Genomic DNA, 16,043 nt, shown 5'->3' with positions numbered 1-16,043 from the left:
ATGCGCATCGTTCGCCTGGCCAACTTCGTGACCCCTCATACGGGTGGCCTGCGGACCGCACTCCGGAACCTCGGTGAGGGCTATCAGCTCGCCGGCCACGAGGCCGTGCTGATCGTGCCGGGCCGCGAGCGCTCCGACAAGATGACCAGTCAGGGCCGCGTCATCACGCTGCCCAGCGCCCCTCTGCCGCGTACCGGCGGCTACCGGGTCATGACCGGCCGCCGCGAGCTGGCCAAGCTCCTCGACGACCTCGAGCCCGACCGCATCGAGGTCTCCGACCGCACCACGCTGCGCTGGACCGGCAGCTGGGCCCGGCAGCGCGGTGTCGGCTCGATCATGGTGTCGCACGAGAGCCTGGCCGGCCTGCTCGGCGTCTGGGGCATGCCCAAACGCGAACAGCTGGCCGACAAGTACAACCTGCGTACCTCCGAGTTCTTCGACCAGATCGTCTGCACCACCTCGTTCGCCGCGGCCGAGTTCCGCCGGATCGGCGCGCCGAACCTGATCGAGGTGCCGCTCGGGGTCGACCTCGACGCCTTCCACCCCGGCCGCGCCGACGAGACGGTCCGCGCCCGCTACGCCCGGCCCGGCGAGACGCTGGTCGCCTTCTGCAGCCGGCTGTCCGGCGTGAAGAAGCCCGAGCTGGCCGTGGACGCGCTGGCGGTGCTGCGCAACGACAAGGTGCCGGCCGTGCTCGCGGTGGCCGGAGACGGCGTACGGCGGGCCGCCCTGGCCTATCGCGCGGCGCGCCTGCCGGTGCGCTTCGCCGGCCACATCAGCGACCGCGCGACGATGGCCGCCCTGCTCGCCAGCGCCGACGTGGTGGTGGCCCCCGGGCCGGTCGAGACGTTCGGCCTGGCCGCCCTCGAGGCGCTCGCCTGCGGCACGCCGGTCGTGGTCAACGAGTCGAGCGCGCTGCCCGAGGTGGTCGGCGACGCCGGTGTCGCGGTTCCGGGCACGGCCGAGGCCTTCGCCAATGGGGTACGCACGCTGCTGGAGCGCCCGGAAGCCGAGCGGCGAGCCGCGGCCCGCGCCCGCGCCGAGCACTTCGGCTGGCAGGCGGCGGTGGACGGTTTCCTGCGCGCGCACGGCGCCCTGCCCGACGTCGCGGTCGCCGGTGTGCCGTCGGTCCGGCAGCGGCCGGCGGCGGTGCTGCGCCCGGCCATCCCCCGGCCCGACCAAGCCTTCACCGGCTGGTTCGGCTGAGTTATCCACAGGAGCCGGGGCGGCTGAGGCGCGCCCGGCCCGCTGCGCATAAGGTTTGGGCATGGCACGACCCGACGGCCGAGCGGCCGACCAGCTGCGACCGGTCACTCTCACCCGTAAATGGAGCATTCACCCCGAGGGGTCGGTGCTCGTCGAGTTCGGCGACACCCGGGTGCTCTGCACGGCCAGCGTCACCGAGGGTGTTCCCCGGTGGCGCAAAGGCTCCGGCCTGGGCTGGGTCACCGCGGAGTACGCGATGCTGCCCCGCGCGACGAACACGCGCGGCGACCGCGAGAGCCTCAAGGGCAAGGTCGGCGGGCGTACCCACGAGATCTCCCGCCTGATCGGTCGTAGCCTGCGGGCCAGCATCGACCTGAAGGCCCTCGGGGAGAACTCGATCGTGCTCGACTGCGACGTCCTGCAGGCCGACGGCGGCACCCGCACGGCCGCGATCACGGGGGCGTACGTGGCTCTGCACGACGCGGTCACCTGGCTGGCCGGCCGCAAGTCCCTGGCCGGCAAGGTGGAGAACGTGATGCACCGCTCCATCCAGGCGGTCAGCGTCGGCATCATCGACGGCGAGCCCCGCCTCGACCTGATGTATCTCGAGGACGTCGCGGCCGAGGTCGACATGAACGTGGTCGCCACCGGCGACGGCGACTTCGTCGAGGTGCAGGGCACGGGGGAGAACGGCGTGTTCCGGCGCGACCAGATGGACGCCCTGCTCGACCTGGCCCTGGCCGGCTGCGCCGATCTGGCCGCGGCCCAGCAGAAAGCGCTCGCCTCGTGAGCGCCCGGCTGCTGCTCGCCACGGCGAACAAGAAGAAGCTCGTGGAGCTTCAGCGCATCCTCGACCAGTCGCTGGGCACCAACCGTGTCCAGCTGGTCGGCCTGGCCGACTTCGAGGGCTACCCCGACGTTCCCGAGACCGGCCTCACCTTCGGCGAGAACGCACTGATCAAGGCCCGTGAGGGCGCGAAGCGCACCGGGCTGCCCACGGTGGCCGACGACTCGGGCATCGCTGTCGACGCGCTCAACGGCATGCCCGGTGTCTTCAGCGCCCGCTGGTCCGGCGTGCACGGCGACGACAACGCCAACCTCGACCTGCTGCTCGCCCAGATCAGCGACGTGTCCGACGAGCAGCGCGGCGGCGCCTTCGTCTGCGCGGCCGCCCTGGTCCTGCCGAACGGCCGCGAGCACCTGGTCGAGGGCCGCCAGCCTGGCAAGATCCTCCGCGCCCGCCGCGGCGAGGGCGGCTTCGGCTACGACCCCATCTTCCTGGGTGACGGCCAGACGAGGACGAACGCCGAACTGACCCCGGCCGAAAAGGACGCGATCAGCCACCGGGGCAAGGCTTTCCGCGAGCTTTCCAAGGTCATCGCCAAGGAGCTCCCGGCCTAGCCCGAGCCGAGCTGCGGTGATCACGCCGCCCGGGCGGCTCGGCGCCGGGCGCGCGCCATCCGCCACAGGTAGACCGGTGTGGGTGGCACCCACCCCAGTTGGACGCCCTGACCGAGATCGTCGCGGTTGGCCCAGTGCTCGACGACGAGGCCGTCGCACATCCGGAGCCAGTGCGTCTGGGTCACCGCCATCCGGCGTCCGGTCGGCGGGAACGCCTGGGCGACTCGGCCCTGCTCGTCGTAGGTGACGAAGGGGCCCACCTGCCGCCCGGACATCGTGCAGTGCACGACGACCAGGTCGCCGGAGGCGAGCGCCTCGTGCACCTCGAAGGTGAGATCGGCGAAGGCGGACCGCAGCCATCGTGCGGTGGCGGCGAAGCCGGCCGGTCCCGCGACCCGGCAGTCCGGCGGCTCGTCGCGCGCCTCGCGGTTGACCGCCTCCGGGTGAACGACCTCGGACAACTCGTCGAGATCTCCGGACGCCATCAGCTGCATGGAGCGGACGCAGGTGTGGATGTCGCCGGTCGTCATGGCGTACCTCCCATTCGGTTACTGTCATACGGTATTGAATACGAGTGAGTGGTAGGCAATGAGCGATCGTCGGGCATACGACAACAGCCGGCGCGCCGAGCGGGCGCGCCTGACCCGGCGCGCCATCCTCGACGCCGCCCGGGAGCTGGTCGTCGCGCGCGGCCCGAACGCGGTCACCATGCGCGACGTTGCCGCCCGCGCGGCGGTGTCCGCCGAAACCGTTCAGAAAGCCTTCCGGACCAAAGCGGCCCTGTTCAAGGAGACCTACGACGTCACGCTGGCCGGCGACGACGAACCGGTGCCGATACGGGACCGCCCCGAATTCCAGGCGATCCTGGCCGCCGCCACCCCGCAGGAGAAGCTGGCCCGCTACGCCGCCCTGGCCCGGACGATCGGCACCCGCATCGGGCCGCTGCTCTCCCGGCTGCTGGCCGCCGCGCGGGGCGGCGACCCCGACCTGGCCGGCTTCCTGGAAACAACCGGGCGGGAACGACTCATCGGCGCGGCCGGCATCGTCGAGCATCTCGCCGCCACCGGCGGTCTGCGCGCCGACGTCTCCACCGACCACGGCCGCGACCTGGTCTGGGCTCTGATCTCACCGGAGATGTACGACCTGCTGGTCGTCGACCGTGGCTGGAGCCCGGCCCGGTACGAGCAGTGGCTCACCCAGGCCCTCATCGACGCCCTGACCCCGACAGAATGAGCCGGTCCGGCGAGATCGAGGAATGAGGTTCCGGCAGATGACGGCAGACGATCGGCGGCCGGCGGGGCACGCGTGGCAGGAACTCACCGCGGACTACGAGCTCGCCCGTGCTCGGGAAGATTCACTGGACCGGCTGGTCGAGTGGCCGGCCCAGCGGAACCTCCTCGGTGATGTCACGGGACGCTCGATTCTCGACCTGGGCTGTGGCAACGGTGGCAAGCTGGCGGAGCTCGTTCACGCGGGCGCGGTCGCGTCGGCCGGGGTGGACATCGCGGGAAACTTCGTCTCGGACCCACCGGCCGGCGCTGAGTTGATCCAGGGCGACCTGTCCCATCTGGAGTCGCTGCCGCAACTGCGTGGGCGTACGTTCGACCGGGTCCTTTTCCTGCAGTCCTTCGGTTATGCCGAGAACCCGGTGCGCACGCTGCGGGCCGCGCGCGCGATGCTGAACCGGGACGGCTTCATCCTGCTGACGAGGACCCAGCCGATCCGGTACGCCGTCGAACGCACCGAGCGGAACGGGACCACGCTCGGCGAGGAGTACTTCTCCGGGGCCGACTACACCTACCGCACCGGCTGGAACAAGGACATCGCCCTGACCAAACGCCCCTTCACCATGTCCGACCTGCTCAACACGTTCAGCGCGGCCGGACTCTGTATCGAGGCCACCGTCGAGCCCCGGCTCACCGAGGAGGCCGCGCGCCGCTACCCGCACAAGCAGGAGTGGATGAACAAGTACCTCGGCATTCTGATCTTCAAGTTGCGGCCCCACACCACCACCTAGAGCAGGGATCCGGTGCTCCGCTCGATCTCGGTTCGCAGGGCGCGGTCCATGACGATCCGGCGGGCCTCCTCCATGACCGGGGCCAGGAACAGGTCGGGGCCGGGGGCGCCGGCGGTGGGGGCCAGGGCGGCCACGGCGGCCGTGCCGGCCGGGGAAGGCGTCAGCGGGTGGCGCAGCTGCAGACCCCGTACGGCCGACAGCAATTCCACCGCCAGCAGGCTCGTCAGGTTGTCCAGGACGGTGCGGAGCTTCTTCGTGGCGGCCCAGCCCATCGAGACGTGGTCCTCCTGCATGCCGCTCGTCGGCAGGGAATCGACCGAGGCGGGGGCGGCCAGGCGGCGGTTCTCGGCGACGATGCCGGCCGCCGTGTACTGGGCGATCATCAGGCCCGAGTTGACGCCGGCGTCCGGGGACAGGAACGGCGGGAGCTCGCGGGAACGGGTCACGTCGAGCAGGCGGTCGACGCGGCGTTCGGCGATCGCGCCCACCTCGGCGGCGGCGATGGCCAGGAAGTCGGCGGCGAAGCCGAGCGGGGCGCCGTGGAAGTTGCCGGTCGACTCGACGCGGCCGTCGGGGAGGACCACCGGGTTGTCGACGACCGAGACGAGCTCGCGGGCGGCCACCTGGCGCACGAAATCGAGGGTGTCCCGGGCCGCGCCGGCGACCTGGGGAGCGCAGCGCATCGAGTAGGCGTCCTGCACCGCGTGGGCCAGGTCGTCCCGGTGCGAGTCCATGATCGGCGAGTTCTGGAGCAGGCGCAGGATGTTGGCGGCCGAGGCCGTCTGGCCCGGATGCGGGCGGATCTCGTGCAGCTCGGGCAGGAACGGGCGCTCCGAGCCGAGCATGGCCTCGATGGCCAGGGCCGCCGTCACGTCGGCCATGGTGAACAGGTGGGCCGCGTCGTCGATGGCCAGCAGCAGCATGCCGAGCATGCCGTCGGTGCCGTTGATCAGGGCCAGGCCCTCCTTCGCGGCCAGCTCCAGCGGCCGTAGGCCGGCCGCGTGCAGCGCCTCGGCCGCCGAGTGCCGGGCGCCGTCCTTGCCGATCACCCAGCCCTCGCCGAGCAGCACGATCGCGCAGTGGGCGAGCGGGGCCAGGTCGCCCGAGGCGCCCAGCGAGCCGTGCTCCGGCACCCACGGGGTGATGTCGTGGTTGAGCAGGTCGGCCAGGCCCTGCGCGAGCACCGGCCGTACACCGGAACGCCCCAGAGCCAGAGACCGCAGGCGCAGCAACATCATGGCCCGCACGACCTCGCGCGGCATGGGCGCGCCGACACCGGCCGCGTGCGAGCGGATCAGCGCGTGCTGGAGCTCGGCCCGGCGCGACGGCTCGATCCGGGTGTTGGCCAGGGCGCCGAAGCCGGTCGACACACCGTAGACGGGTTTGCCGGACGCCTCGATCCGGTCGACGATCGCGCGGCTGGTCTCCATCGCGGCGACGGTCTCGGGGGCGATCTCGACGCGGGCGTCGTGGCGGGCCACGGCGATGACGTCGGCCGGCGTGACGCCGGTGGGCTGGACGATGACGGTCATTGCGCCACTCCGTTGTGCAGAACGGTCTTGATCAGGGGTACGCCGGGCCGGTAGGCCAGGTGCAGGTGGGACGGCGCGTCGAGCACCATCAGGTCGGCCTTGGAGCCGGGTCGCAGCCGGCCGACGTCGTCGCGGCGCAGGGCGTGCGCGCCGCCCGCGGTCGCCGCGTGGATCGCCTCGGCCGGGGTCATCCGCATGTCGCGGACGGCCAGGGCGATACAGAAGGGCATGGAGCTGGTGTACGACGATCCGGGGTTGCAGTCGGTGGCCAGCGCGACCCGGACACCGGCGTCGATGAGCCGCCGCGCGTCGGGATACGGCGACCGGGTGGAGAACTCGGCGCCGGGCAGCAGCGTGGCGACGGTCGCGGAACCGGCCAGGGCGGCCACGTCGGCGTCGCTCAGGTGCGTGCAGTGGTCGGCGCTCGCGGCGCCCAGCTCGACCGCGAGTCGCACACCGGGCCCTGCGGTCAGCTGGTTCGCGTGCAGGCGGGGCAGCAGGCCGCGCTTGATACCGGCGGTCAGGATCTCCCGCGCCTGGTCACCGTCGAAGGCGCCGCGGTCACAGAAGACATCGACCCATTTGCTGTACGGGGCACAGGCGTCCAGCATCTCCCCGCTGACCAGCGCGACGTAGTCGTCCGGGTCGTGCCCGGCCGGGACGACGTGCGCGCCCAGGAAGGTGGTCTCGCCGGTCAGGTTCTGAGCCAGGCGCAGCGAACGGGCCTCGTCGGCCACGTTCAGCCCGTAACCGCTCTTGATCTCTACGGTCGTGGTGCCCTGCCGCCGCATCTCGGCGACCAGCCGCGCCGCGTTGGCCAGCAGCTCGTCGTCGCTCGCGGCCCTCGTCGCGGCCACTGTCGTCCGGATGCCGCCACCGGTGTACGGCTCGCCGGCCATCCGCGCGCCGAACTCCGCGGCCCGGTCCCCGGCGAAGACCAGATGGGCGTGACTGTCCACAAAGCCCGGCAGAACGGCCCCGCCGGCGGCGTCGATCCGCTCGTCGGCGGCCGGCGCCTGTTCGCGCGCTCCGATCCAGGCGACGCGATCCCCGTCGACGACCAGAGCGACGTCGTGCCGAAGCCCGAGCATCCCGTCCCCGTCGTCGTTGGTGACAAGCTCCCCGATGTTGTCGATCAGCAGACTCACGACTCGGCTCCCTCGGTCCCGCCGTCGGTGGACGCGCTGGACGGCCCGCCGGGGGAGGGCGCGGCGGGTGCGGGCCTCGCGGGTTCGAGCGCGGCGGGTTCCGGCGCGGCCGAGCCGTGCGGGGTGAGCTCGGCCGCGGCCGCTTCGGGCGCGGTCGCTTGGGTCGCGGTCGCTTCGGGCGCGGTCGCTTCGGGCGCGACAAAGCCGGGCGCGGCGAAGCCGGGCGCGGCGGGTTCGGGTAGGGCTGAGCCGGGCGCGGCGGATGCCGGAGCGGCCGCGGAGGGGCGCAGGGAGGAAGGCCGGGCGGGGCGCGGGGAGGAAGGCCGGGTGGTGGGTAGGACGGCGGAGATCGCGGTGTTGAGGGCATGCGGGACGTCGATCGTGACGTGGCGGCCGTCGGCGACGATCAGGCGGCCGTCGGCGATCACGTGGGTGATGTCGGCGGCGGTGGCGGCCAGGAGGGCCTGGGCCGGGTCGGTGCCGGCGGTGCGGACGCTGTCGAGGCGTACGCAGACCAGGTCGGCCCGGTTGCCGACGGCGATGGTGCCGGCGTCGGCCCAGCCGAGGGAAGTGTGCGCGGTGGCCGCGGTCATCAGGCCGGCCGGGGTGAAGCGGCCGCGCTGAAGCCGGGACACCCGCTCGTTCATCTCCAGGCCGCGGATCTCCTCGAACATGTCGATCACGGCGTGGCCGTCGCTGCCGAGGCTGAGCGGACAGCCGTGGGCGGCCAGCTCGCCGGCCGGGCCGATGCCGTCGGCCAGGTCCCGCTCGGTGGTGGGGCACATGCACACTCCGGTGCCGCTGCCGCCAAGCGTCTTGACGTCGCGTCCGGTGAGGTGGGTGGCGTGGACCGCGGTGACGTTCGCGCCGAGCAGCCCGTGCCGGTCCAGCAGCTCGGTCGGCGTGCACCCGTGGACCGCCCGGCATTGCTCGTTCTCAGCCGGTTGTTCGGAGAGATGAACATGGACCGGACGACCGGACGACCAGGTGGCCATCTCGCTGATCGCGGGGGCGGGCACCGCTCGTACGGAATGGACTGCCGCCCCGACCAGGGCGTGCGGGGCTCCGGAAAGCTCAGCCACCCGCGAAGCCCAGCTCTCGAAGTCGCCGTCGCCGAAGCGGCGCTGCACCCCTTGCAGGGGAGCGCCGTCGACGCCGGCCGTGAGGTAGAGCGTGTCGAGCAGAGTGATCCGGATGCCGGCCTCGGCCGCGGCGGTGATCAGCGCGTGGCCCATGGCGTTCGGGTCGGCGTACCGGGCGCCGCCGGCAGCGTGGTGCAGATAGTGGAACTCGCCCACGGCCGTGATGCCGGCCAGCGCCATCTCGGCGTAGACGGCCCGGGCCAGCGCCAGGTACGAGGACGGGTCGAGGCGCGCCGCGACCTCGTACATCTTGTCGCGCCAGGTCCAGAAGCTGCCGCCGTCACCGTGCGTACGGCCTCGCAAGGCTCGATGAAAAGCGTGCGAGTGAGCGTTGGCGAAGCCCGGCACCACGAGTCCGGGCAGCACGACGTCGGGCGATTTGCCGGAACTCAAAGAGGTGAAGCGGCCGTCGGCGACTTCGATGTGGACATCGTGCGCGAGGTGGTCGCCGAGCCAGGCGTGCGCGGCGAAATAGACCGTCATGTCAGGTCCAGCAGGACCCGGGCCAGGGCCTGGATCCCCTCGACGCAGTCCGCCTCCTCGGCGTGCTCGGCCGGCGAGTGCGAGACGCCGGTCGGGTTGCGCACGAAGAGCATCGCCGTCGGCACGTGCGCCGACAGCACGCCGGCGTCGTGGCCGGCGCCCGTCGGCAGGATCGGCGCGTGGCCCAGCAGCTCCGAGATGCGCGCGGCCAGCGACTTCTCGAAGGACACCTCCTGGCTGAACGACTCGTTCGTCACCGACACCTCGACGCCGTCGCGGGCCGCCCGGTCGTAGGCCCGCTTGATCACGGCCTCGACCAGGCCGTCCAGCGTGTTCGTCTCGGCCGCGCGCGCGTCCAGCCAGCCGCGCACCAGCGACGGGATGGCGTTGGTGGCGTTCGGCTCGACCTCGACCCGGGCCACCGTCGCGTGCGCGCCGGACAGCCGGGCCTCCTTGTTCGCCGCCAGCACCGTGTAGGCGAAGGTCAGCATCGGGTCGCGCCGGTCGGCCATCCGGGTCGTGCCCGCGTGGTCGCCGTGCCCGGTGAAGTCGAACCGCCAGCGGCCGTGCGGCCAGATGGCGCTGGCCACGCCGACCGGCACCTCCAGGGCCCGGCCCTGCTCGATGTGCAGCTCGATCAGCGCGCCGATCCGGCTGGTCAGCCCGGGCAGCCGGCCGGCCGGGGTGGTGCCCAGCGCCTCGCCGAACGTGATGCCCTCGCGGTCGGTCAGCGCGGCCGCCGTCTCCGGCTCGATGGCCCCGGTGAGCAGGCGCGATCCGAGGCAGGGCAGCCCGAAGCGGCCGCCCTCCTCGTCGACGAAGGCGACCACGGCGATCGGGCGGCGCGGCACGTGGCCGCGGCGGCGCAGCTCGTCGACGGCCAGGAAGCCGCTGACGATGCCGAGCGGCCCGTCGTAGCCGCCGCCGTGCGGCACCGAGTCGAAGTGCGAGCCGGTCAGTACGGCGTCGTGCCCCCATTGCCCGCCCCACCAGGCGAACAGGTTGCCGTTGCCGTCGTCGGTGACCGGCATGTCACGCCGGGCCGCCTGGTTGCGGAACCAGTCCCGCAGGACCAGTTCGGGTTCTTCGAGGGCGTACCGCTCGTAGCCGTTGGCCACCCGGCCGATCGGGGCGATCTCGGCCCAGAGCTCCGCGAAAGTCGCGCTCACTTGTCGTCCTGTCGCATCGGGATGTGGACGCCGTCGGCGGCGTCCGAGTCGTAGCCGGCGTCGACGTGCCGGATGACGCCCATGCCGGGGTCGTTGGTCAGCACCCGCTCGATCTTCTGACCGGCCAGTGCGGTGCCGTCGGCCACGCACACCTGACCGGCGTGGATCGAGCGGCCGATGCCGACGCCGCCGCCGTGGTGGATCGACACCCAGCTCGCGCCGCTGGCCGTGTTGATCATCGCATTGAGCAGCGGCCAGTCGGCGATCGCGTCGGAACCGTCGAGCATGGACTCGGTCTCCCGGTACGGCGAGGCGACCGACCCGGAGTCGAGATGATCCCGGCCGATGACGATCGGGGCGCTGAGCTCACCGCTGGCGACCATGTCGTTGAACCGGGTGCCGGCGACGTCGCGCTCGCCGTAGCCGAGCCAGCAGATCCGCGCGGGCAGGCCCTGGAAGGCGACGCGTTCGCCGGCCATCCGGATCCAGCGGGCCAGGGCCTCGTTCTCGGGGAAGAGGTCGAGGATCGCCTTGTCGGTCTTGTGGATGTCGGCCGGGTCGCCGGAGAGGGCGGCCCAGCGGAAGGGGCCTTTGCCTTCGGCGAAGAGCGGGCGGATGTACGCGGGGACGAAGCCCGGGAAGTCGAACGCGCGCTCGTAGCCGCCCAGTTTGGCTTCGCCGCGGATCGAGTTGCCGTAGTCGAAGACCTCGGCCCCGGCGTCCTGGAAGCCGACCATGGCGGCGACGTGCCGGGCCATGCTGGCGCGGGCCCGGTCGGTGAACTCCTCGGGCTTGGCCGCGGCATAGTCTTTCGCATCCTCAAGATCCACGCCGACCGGCAGGTAGCTGAGTGGATCGTGGGCGCTCGTCTGGTCGGTCACGATGTCGATGTCGACGCCCTTGACCAGCAGCTCCGGAAACACGACGGCGGCGTTGCCGACCACGCCGATGCTGACCGCGCGCTTTTCGGACTTGGCGGTTAGAGCGCGATTCACCGCGTCATCGAGGTTGTCGGCGATCTCGTCCAGGTACCGCGTCTGGACCCGGCGCTCCAGCCGTGACCGATCAACGTCGACGATCAGGCAGACGCCGCCGTTCATGGTCACGGCGAGGGGCTGGGCGCCGCCCATGCCGCCACAGCCGGCGGTCAGGGTGAGTGTGCCGGCCAGGGTGCCCTGGAAGCGCTTGGCGGCGACCGCGGCGAACGTCTCGTACGTGCCCTGGAGGATGCCCTGCGTCCCGATGTAGATCCACGAGCCGGCGGTCATCTGCCCGTACATGGTCAGGCCCAGCTTCTCCAGGCGGCGGAACTCGGGCCAGGTCGCCCAGTCGCCGACGAGATTGGAGTTGGCGATGAGCACGCGCGGGGCCCACTCGTGGGTGCGGAAGACACCGACCGGCTTGCCCGACTGCACGAGCAGGGTCTCGTCGTCCTTGAGCTCGTCGAGCTCGCGCACGATGGCGTGGAACGAGGGCCAGTTCCGCGCCGCCCGCCCCGTACCGCCGTACACCACAAGGTCTTCGGGCCTTTCGGCCACGTCGGGGTCGAGGTTGTTCATCAACATCCGCTTGGCGGCTTCTTGCGGCCAGCCCTTCGCGGTGTACGCCGTACCGCGCGGCGCCCGGATCTCCGTCATCGATCTTCCCCTCTACCCCTGGAACAGTTGCCGCCGCGTGGCGGCCGCCTCGAATTCCTCGAGCCGGCGCTGCACCGGCTCCGGATCCGCGTCACACATCGCCTGCAACACCACCATCGCCATCGCCATCGGCCCCGTGTGCAGGTCGAACACCAGGCGAGTGCCCACGGCGGCCGGCAACACGACCTCGGCGTCCTCGGCGACCGGGCTGACGGCCGAGTCGGTGATCGCGACAACCGCGTACCCCATGCCCTTGGCCTCTTTGACGACCTCGAGCGACTCCCGTGGATAGCGCGGCAACACCAAGGCCAGCATGGCACCGGCACCCGCCACCCGGGCCTGATCGAGCCGGTCGAGCAGCGACGTCCCGCCCGTGTCCCACACCCGCACATCCGGGTGCACCTTGCTCGCGAAGTACCCGAAATATCCCGCCAAAGGGGCCGCCGCCCTGAGCCCCAGAACCGGCAGCGGCCGACTGGCGACAAGCAGATCAGCCGCTTTCCGTACGGCGTCCAGGCTGCCCAACTGCTCCCTCAGCCGCCCGAGATGCTCGGCTTCAGCCGTGATCGCTCGCTGGATGGCGTTGTCCTCACGGAGGTCATCGGCCGGCCCGCCACCGACATCCCGTAGGGCGCGCCGCAGCGCCGGATACCCCGGAAACCCGAGCGCGATCGCAAACCGCGTGACCGAAGGCTGACTGACCCCGGCCAGCTCAGCCACCTCAGCCGACGACAGGGCGGCCGCCGCCCCACCCCGCTCCACCAGGCAGTGCGCGATTCGCCGCTGCGTGGGCGTGAGCCGGGCCCCGGCCAACAGGTCGAGCACGCCACCATTCACTACCGCAGACTATGCATAAAAACTTTCAGAAGCCAGGGCCTCGCTGTCCGACCTCAGCGCTTGCTATGGGACAACTTCGACCTTGCCCGTAGATTCGCCGCCATGCGCTTTCTGGTGACCGGCGGAGCCGGCTACATCGGTTCGACGACCACGACCCTGCTTCTCGAGGCAGGCCACCAGGTGACCGTGCTCGACGATCTGTCGTCAGGCCGTGAGTCGGCCGTGCCGGCCGGGGCGACCTTCGTGCGGGGCGCGGTGCAGGATGAGGCCGACGCCGTGCTGGGCTCGGCTCGGTTCGATGGAGTGCTGCACTTCGCCGGCCTCATCGAGGTGGCTGAAAGCGTGCGTGAGCCGGAGCGCTACTGGGAGAACAACGTTGTCGGCACTTTACGACTGCTCCAGGCGATGCGGGTCCATGACGTGCCAAGGCTGATCTTCTCGTCCACCGGTACGGTTTACGGCGATACCAAGGAGATGCCCATCGCCGAGACGGCGGCGATCGCACCGAAAAATCCGTACGCGGCGACGAAGGCCGCAGTCGACGCTCTGCTCACCGGATACGCGGCCGCTCGCGGACTCGCCGCCACCTCTCTGCGCTACTTCAACGCCTCCGGAGCTCTGCTTCGGCCCGGCGGCGAGTCCTGCGGGGAACGCCACGATCCAGAGTCCCACCTCATACCGATCATGCTGCAGGTGGCGGCGGGGGAACGGCCGGCGCTGCCGCTCTACGGCGACGACTACGACACCGTCGACGGCACCTGTGTGCGCGATTACGTGCACGTTGCCGACCTGGCCGCCGCGCATTTGCTGGCCCTGGAACACGCGCGGGCCGGCGAGCACCACATCTTCAACCTCGGCAACGGCACTGGCTTCTCCAACCAGCAGGTCATCGAGGCCGTGCGGCAGGTGACCGGGCGCCCGGTGCCGGTCGAACGACAGCCGAGGCGACCGGGCGACATCGTCGCGCAGGTCGCCTCCTCGGAGCGCGCCCGCGCCGTGCTGGGCTGGCGGCCGGCCCGTACCGAGCTGACCGACATCGTCGCCGACGCCTGGCGGTTCAAGCAGGAGCTCGCCTGACAACCGAGCTGCGGTCCGCAGCCGTCACCTCACGTGTACGGATCTGCCCTCCGCGTTCACGACGCCCTCATCTGCTACCCGTGGTTGCCCGCTCCATCTGAACAGTTGCCACTGTCGGTGGCGCCGGAGTGCGCCGAGGGCCGCTGTTTCCGCAGCCTCGCGGTGCGGCGGAACGACAGGCGGGCGGCGAGCCGGCCCATGCTGAGGTCACGTTCGCGCTGCTGGAATCCGGTCTGCGGCGTGGTCAGCTCGAGGCCGAAAAGGTACGGCATCATGTCGGTTGCTCCTGGTCGTCGGAGGCCCCGCCCGGGGCGCTGTCATCCGAACGTCGAAGCAGGTTCCGCGTTTCTCGACACCATCCGCAATCATGTCCGACACCGTCGCGGGCAGATGAGCACTTCGCCGAACGACCAGCGGCGACACCCCCGGCACGGGCAACGCTGAAGCCTCCGAGGCGGTGACGACTATCGCTGTCGGTCACACTCAGGCGGTTGTTCTACAGGACTCGGGTGCCGCGGGTGAAGACGGCCTGAGTGTGGTGCAGGGTGCTGAGGTCGTCCAGTGGGTTGCCCTGGACGGCCAGGATGTCGGCGTCGAAGCCCGGGGCGAGGCGGCCCTTGCGGTGGCCGAGGCCGCACGCCTGGGCCGCGGCCGATGTGGCCAGGCGCAGCGCCGTTACGGCGTCCAGGCCGATCATCGAGGTCTGGGCCAGCGCGTGCCGTAGCACGTCATGCGGTTTCGGGCGGCCGATGCCGGCGTCCGTGCCGATGATCAGGCGGGCGCCGGCGTCGTACATGGCCCTCGTGTTGGCGATGATGCGGGGCATTCGCATCATCACCGCCGGCGGCGGTGACACTCCGGGGATCGGGGCGACGCCGGCGGTGATGCCCACCGCCACGCGGCTCGCGGCGATGCGCCCGAGCAGGTCGCCCGGGTCGTCCACGCCGTCGGCGCTGAAGAACGAGACGTGTTCCATGCCGTCCACGCCGGCGTCCAGGGCGGCCCGGATGGCGCCGGTGCCGTGGGCGTGCGCAGTCACCGGCAGGCCGAGCCGGTGCGCCTCGTCGGCCAGCACCCTCAGCTGGCCGGTCGTGAACTGGGCGATCTCCTGGCGTGTGCCCGGCGTCATGGTGCCGCCGCTGGCCATCACCTTCACGATGTCGACGCCGCGGTCGGCGCGCTCGCGCACTGCCGCCCGCAGTCCCGCGGGCGACGGGTCGACCGCCCCGCCCAGGAAGTGACAGTGCCCCGCCGGCGTGGTGACCGGTGGGCCGGCGGCGACGATGGTGGGCAGGCCGGGAACGTCGCGCAGGCGCAGGGAGAGGTAGTCGCGGTCGCCGAGGTCGCGCACCGTGGTGATTCCGGCCCGGACGGCGACTCGGGCCGCGCTCGTCATGGCGGCCAGCGCGGCGTCGTCGTCCCGGGCGGCGAGGGTGGCGACCGGGTCGGCGCCGGCGTCGAACGCGAGGTGGACGTGGGTGTCTATCAATCCGGGAAGCAGGGTGGCGCCGGGCAGGTCGGTCACGTCCGCGTCCGGCGGGACCGCCGTCCGGCCGGCGCTGACGATGGCCGGGCCGTCCAGCACCAGCACCGGGTCGTGGACCGGGTCCGGGGAGACCCCGTCGAAGAGGGCAGCTGCTTTGATCGCTACCAACCGTCCCATGCCGGGACGTTACCCCGGGATGGCGGTGAGATAGGCGTCGAGGGCGGCGGCGCCCGCCAGCATCGCCCGGCCTCGGGCGGTCAGGCGGGTGTGCCAGTCGTGCAGGGTGGACTCCAGGGGCTCGACGCCGCCGGCCGTGCGGACCTGGGTGATCAGTGGGGCTATCTGGTTCAGGAGGTAGCCGCCTCGGCGTAGCTGGTGGATCAGCTGGGCGTCGCGGATGTCGGCGGGGGAGTAGACGCGGTAGCCGGTCTGTGGGTCTCGGCGGGGGTGAACCAGGCCGGCCCGTTCCCACTTGCGCAGGGTGGCCGGGCGGAGGCCGAGCCGGCGGGACAGGGGGCCGACGAAGGTGTCGCCCCGCGACGGTTCGGTCGGGTTCAGGTCGCGCAGCGCCGCCTCCACGGCGTGCAAGGTGCGGCGGTCCGCCAGGAGCTGGCAGTGGCTCTCGTCGATCAGGCGCAGGGCCTCCTCGGTGGCACCCCGGTTGAGGGTTTGCATGATCGTGGCGGCGGTGCGGTGGCCGTGGCCGGGGATCAGGGCGAGGAAGGCCCGCAACGCCCCCGCGTGCCGCTGCGTGTAGGCGCGATAGCCGGATTCCGTGCGTTCGGCCGGTGGGAGGATGCCCGAAGCCTCGTAGTTGCGGATCGCCTGGGTGGACAAGCCGTGTTCGCGGGCCAGGTCGACCGGGCGTGGGTGTCGAGGGTTCGGCATGAGCCAAGTTTCAACCGTCG

The 16,043-nt window shown here is 71.7% G+C and carries 15 protein-coding genes and 1 pseudogene; 6 read left to right on the top strand and 10 right to left on the bottom strand.

Going from position 1 to position 16,043, the window contains the following annotated elements:
* The 3 genes from ACGFJ7_RS08565 (at position 1) to rdgB (ending at position 2,607) form a co-directional block, all read left to right on the top strand.
* Positions 1-1,206, top strand: a complete 1,206-nt coding sequence (locus tag ACGFJ7_RS08565; RefSeq protein ID WP_360244510.1) for a glycosyltransferase — start codon at positions 1-3, stop codon at positions 1,204-1,206.
* A gap of 61 nt (positions 1,207-1,267) precedes the next feature.
* On the top strand, positions 1,268-1,996 hold the full coding sequence (gene rph, locus ACGFJ7_RS08560) for a ribonuclease PH (protein WP_360244508.1): 729 nt from the start codon (positions 1,268-1,270) through the stop codon (positions 1,994-1,996).
* The gene (rdgB, locus tag ACGFJ7_RS08555) at positions 1,993-2,607 is read left to right on the top strand and encodes an RdgB/HAM1 family non-canonical purine NTP pyrophosphatase (protein ID WP_360244506.1); all 615 of its coding nucleotides are present in this window, start codon (positions 1,993-1,995) and stop codon (positions 2,605-2,607) included. Before rph ends, rdgB begins: the two co-directional genes overlap by 4 nt.
* Positions 2,608-2,627: 20 nt before the next feature.
* Here rdgB and ACGFJ7_RS08550 read toward each other — a convergent pair whose 3' ends face one another.
* The gene (locus ACGFJ7_RS08550; RefSeq protein WP_392641600.1) at positions 2,628-3,137 is read right to left on the bottom strand and encodes an ester cyclase; all 510 of its coding nucleotides are present in this window, start codon (positions 3,135-3,137) and stop codon (positions 2,628-2,630) included.
* Positions 3,138-3,195: 58 nt separating this feature from the next.
* On the opposite strand from ACGFJ7_RS08550, the gene ACGFJ7_RS08545 reads away from it, so the two are divergent.
* Together ACGFJ7_RS08545 and ACGFJ7_RS08540 are read left to right on the top strand one after the other, a co-directional pair.
* The gene (locus ACGFJ7_RS08545) at positions 3,196-3,840 is read left to right on the top strand and encodes a helix-turn-helix domain-containing protein (protein WP_360244500.1); all 645 of its coding nucleotides are present in this window, start codon (positions 3,196-3,198) and stop codon (positions 3,838-3,840) included.
* Between the two features lie 37 nt (positions 3,841-3,877).
* On the top strand, positions 3,878-4,624 hold the full coding sequence (locus ACGFJ7_RS08540) for a class I SAM-dependent methyltransferase (RefSeq protein WP_360244497.1): 747 nt from the start codon (positions 3,878-3,880) through the stop codon (positions 4,622-4,624).
* Here ACGFJ7_RS08540 and hutH read toward each other — a convergent pair.
* From hutH to ACGFJ7_RS08510, 6 genes and pseudogenes are all read right to left on the bottom strand, one after another.
* Positions 4,621-6,156 (bottom strand): histidine ammonia-lyase, encoded by a 1,536-nt coding sequence (gene hutH, locus ACGFJ7_RS08535; protein ID WP_360244494.1) that lies wholly within the window; start codon positions 6,154-6,156, stop codon positions 4,621-4,623. The two genes, ACGFJ7_RS08540 and hutH, sit on opposite strands and share 4 nt — an antisense overlap.
* Complete coding sequence (gene hutI / locus ACGFJ7_RS08530; protein ID WP_360246500.1) at positions 6,153-7,247, bottom strand: imidazolonepropionase; 1,095 nt, start codon at positions 7,245-7,247, stop codon at positions 6,153-6,155. Before hutI ends, hutH begins: the two co-directional genes overlap by 4 nt.
* A gap of 395 nt (positions 7,248-7,642) precedes the next feature.
* Positions 7,643-8,929: pseudogene (locus ACGFJ7_RS08525) on the bottom strand (formimidoylglutamate deiminase); the annotation flags it as partial.
* Positions 8,926-10,098 carry an allantoate amidohydrolase gene (locus ACGFJ7_RS08520; protein WP_360244491.1) on the bottom strand — a complete coding sequence of 391 codons (1,173 nt, stop codon included), beginning with the start codon at positions 10,096-10,098 and terminating at the stop codon, positions 8,926-8,928. The gene ACGFJ7_RS08520 and the pseudogene ACGFJ7_RS08525, both read right to left, overlap by 4 nt.
* The gene (gene hutU / locus ACGFJ7_RS08515; RefSeq protein ID WP_360244488.1) at positions 10,095-11,735 is read right to left on the bottom strand and encodes a urocanate hydratase; all 1,641 of its coding nucleotides are present in this window, start codon (positions 11,733-11,735) and stop codon (positions 10,095-10,097) included. Before hutU ends, ACGFJ7_RS08520 begins: the two co-directional genes overlap by 4 nt.
* A gap of 12 nt (positions 11,736-11,747) precedes the next feature.
* A complete protein-coding gene (locus tag ACGFJ7_RS08510) occupies positions 11,748-12,572 on the bottom strand; it encodes a MurR/RpiR family transcriptional regulator (protein WP_392641597.1) in 825 nt (274 codons plus the stop codon).
* A 102-nt stretch (positions 12,573-12,674) separates the two neighbouring features.
* On the opposite strand from ACGFJ7_RS08510, the gene galE reads away from it, so the two are divergent.
* Positions 12,675-13,649, top strand: a complete 975-nt coding sequence (gene galE, locus ACGFJ7_RS08505) for a UDP-glucose 4-epimerase GalE (protein WP_360246498.1) — start codon at positions 12,675-12,677, stop codon at positions 13,647-13,649.
* A gap of 74 nt (positions 13,650-13,723) precedes the next feature.
* Here the strand turns inward: galE and ACGFJ7_RS08500 are convergent, their stop codons facing one another.
* From ACGFJ7_RS08500 to ACGFJ7_RS08490, 3 genes are all read right to left on the bottom strand, one after another.
* Positions 13,724-13,924 (bottom strand): hypothetical protein, encoded by a 201-nt coding sequence (locus ACGFJ7_RS08500; RefSeq protein WP_360244482.1) that lies wholly within the window; start codon positions 13,922-13,924, stop codon positions 13,724-13,726.
* Between the two features lie 221 nt (positions 13,925-14,145).
* Entirely contained in the window at positions 14,146-15,312 is a 1,167-nt protein-coding gene (locus ACGFJ7_RS08495; protein WP_392641593.1) for an amidohydrolase family protein, read from the bottom strand.
* A gap of 9 nt (positions 15,313-15,321) precedes the next feature.
* Positions 15,322-16,023: a TioE family transcriptional regulator gene (locus tag ACGFJ7_RS08490; protein WP_360244476.1), complete on the bottom strand. Its 702-nt coding sequence runs from the start codon at positions 16,021-16,023 to the stop codon at positions 15,322-15,324.
* Between the last annotated feature and the right edge of the window lie 20 nt (positions 16,024-16,043).

This window comes from Actinoplanes sp. NPDC048988 (genome assembly GCF_043197815.1).
In the GTDB taxonomy this organism is placed as follows: Bacteria; Actinomycetota; Actinomycetes; order Mycobacteriales; family Micromonosporaceae; genus Actinoplanes.
The sequence above is the reverse complement of the archived record's forward strand: the minus strand, read 5'-3'. Positions and strand labels throughout refer to the sequence as shown.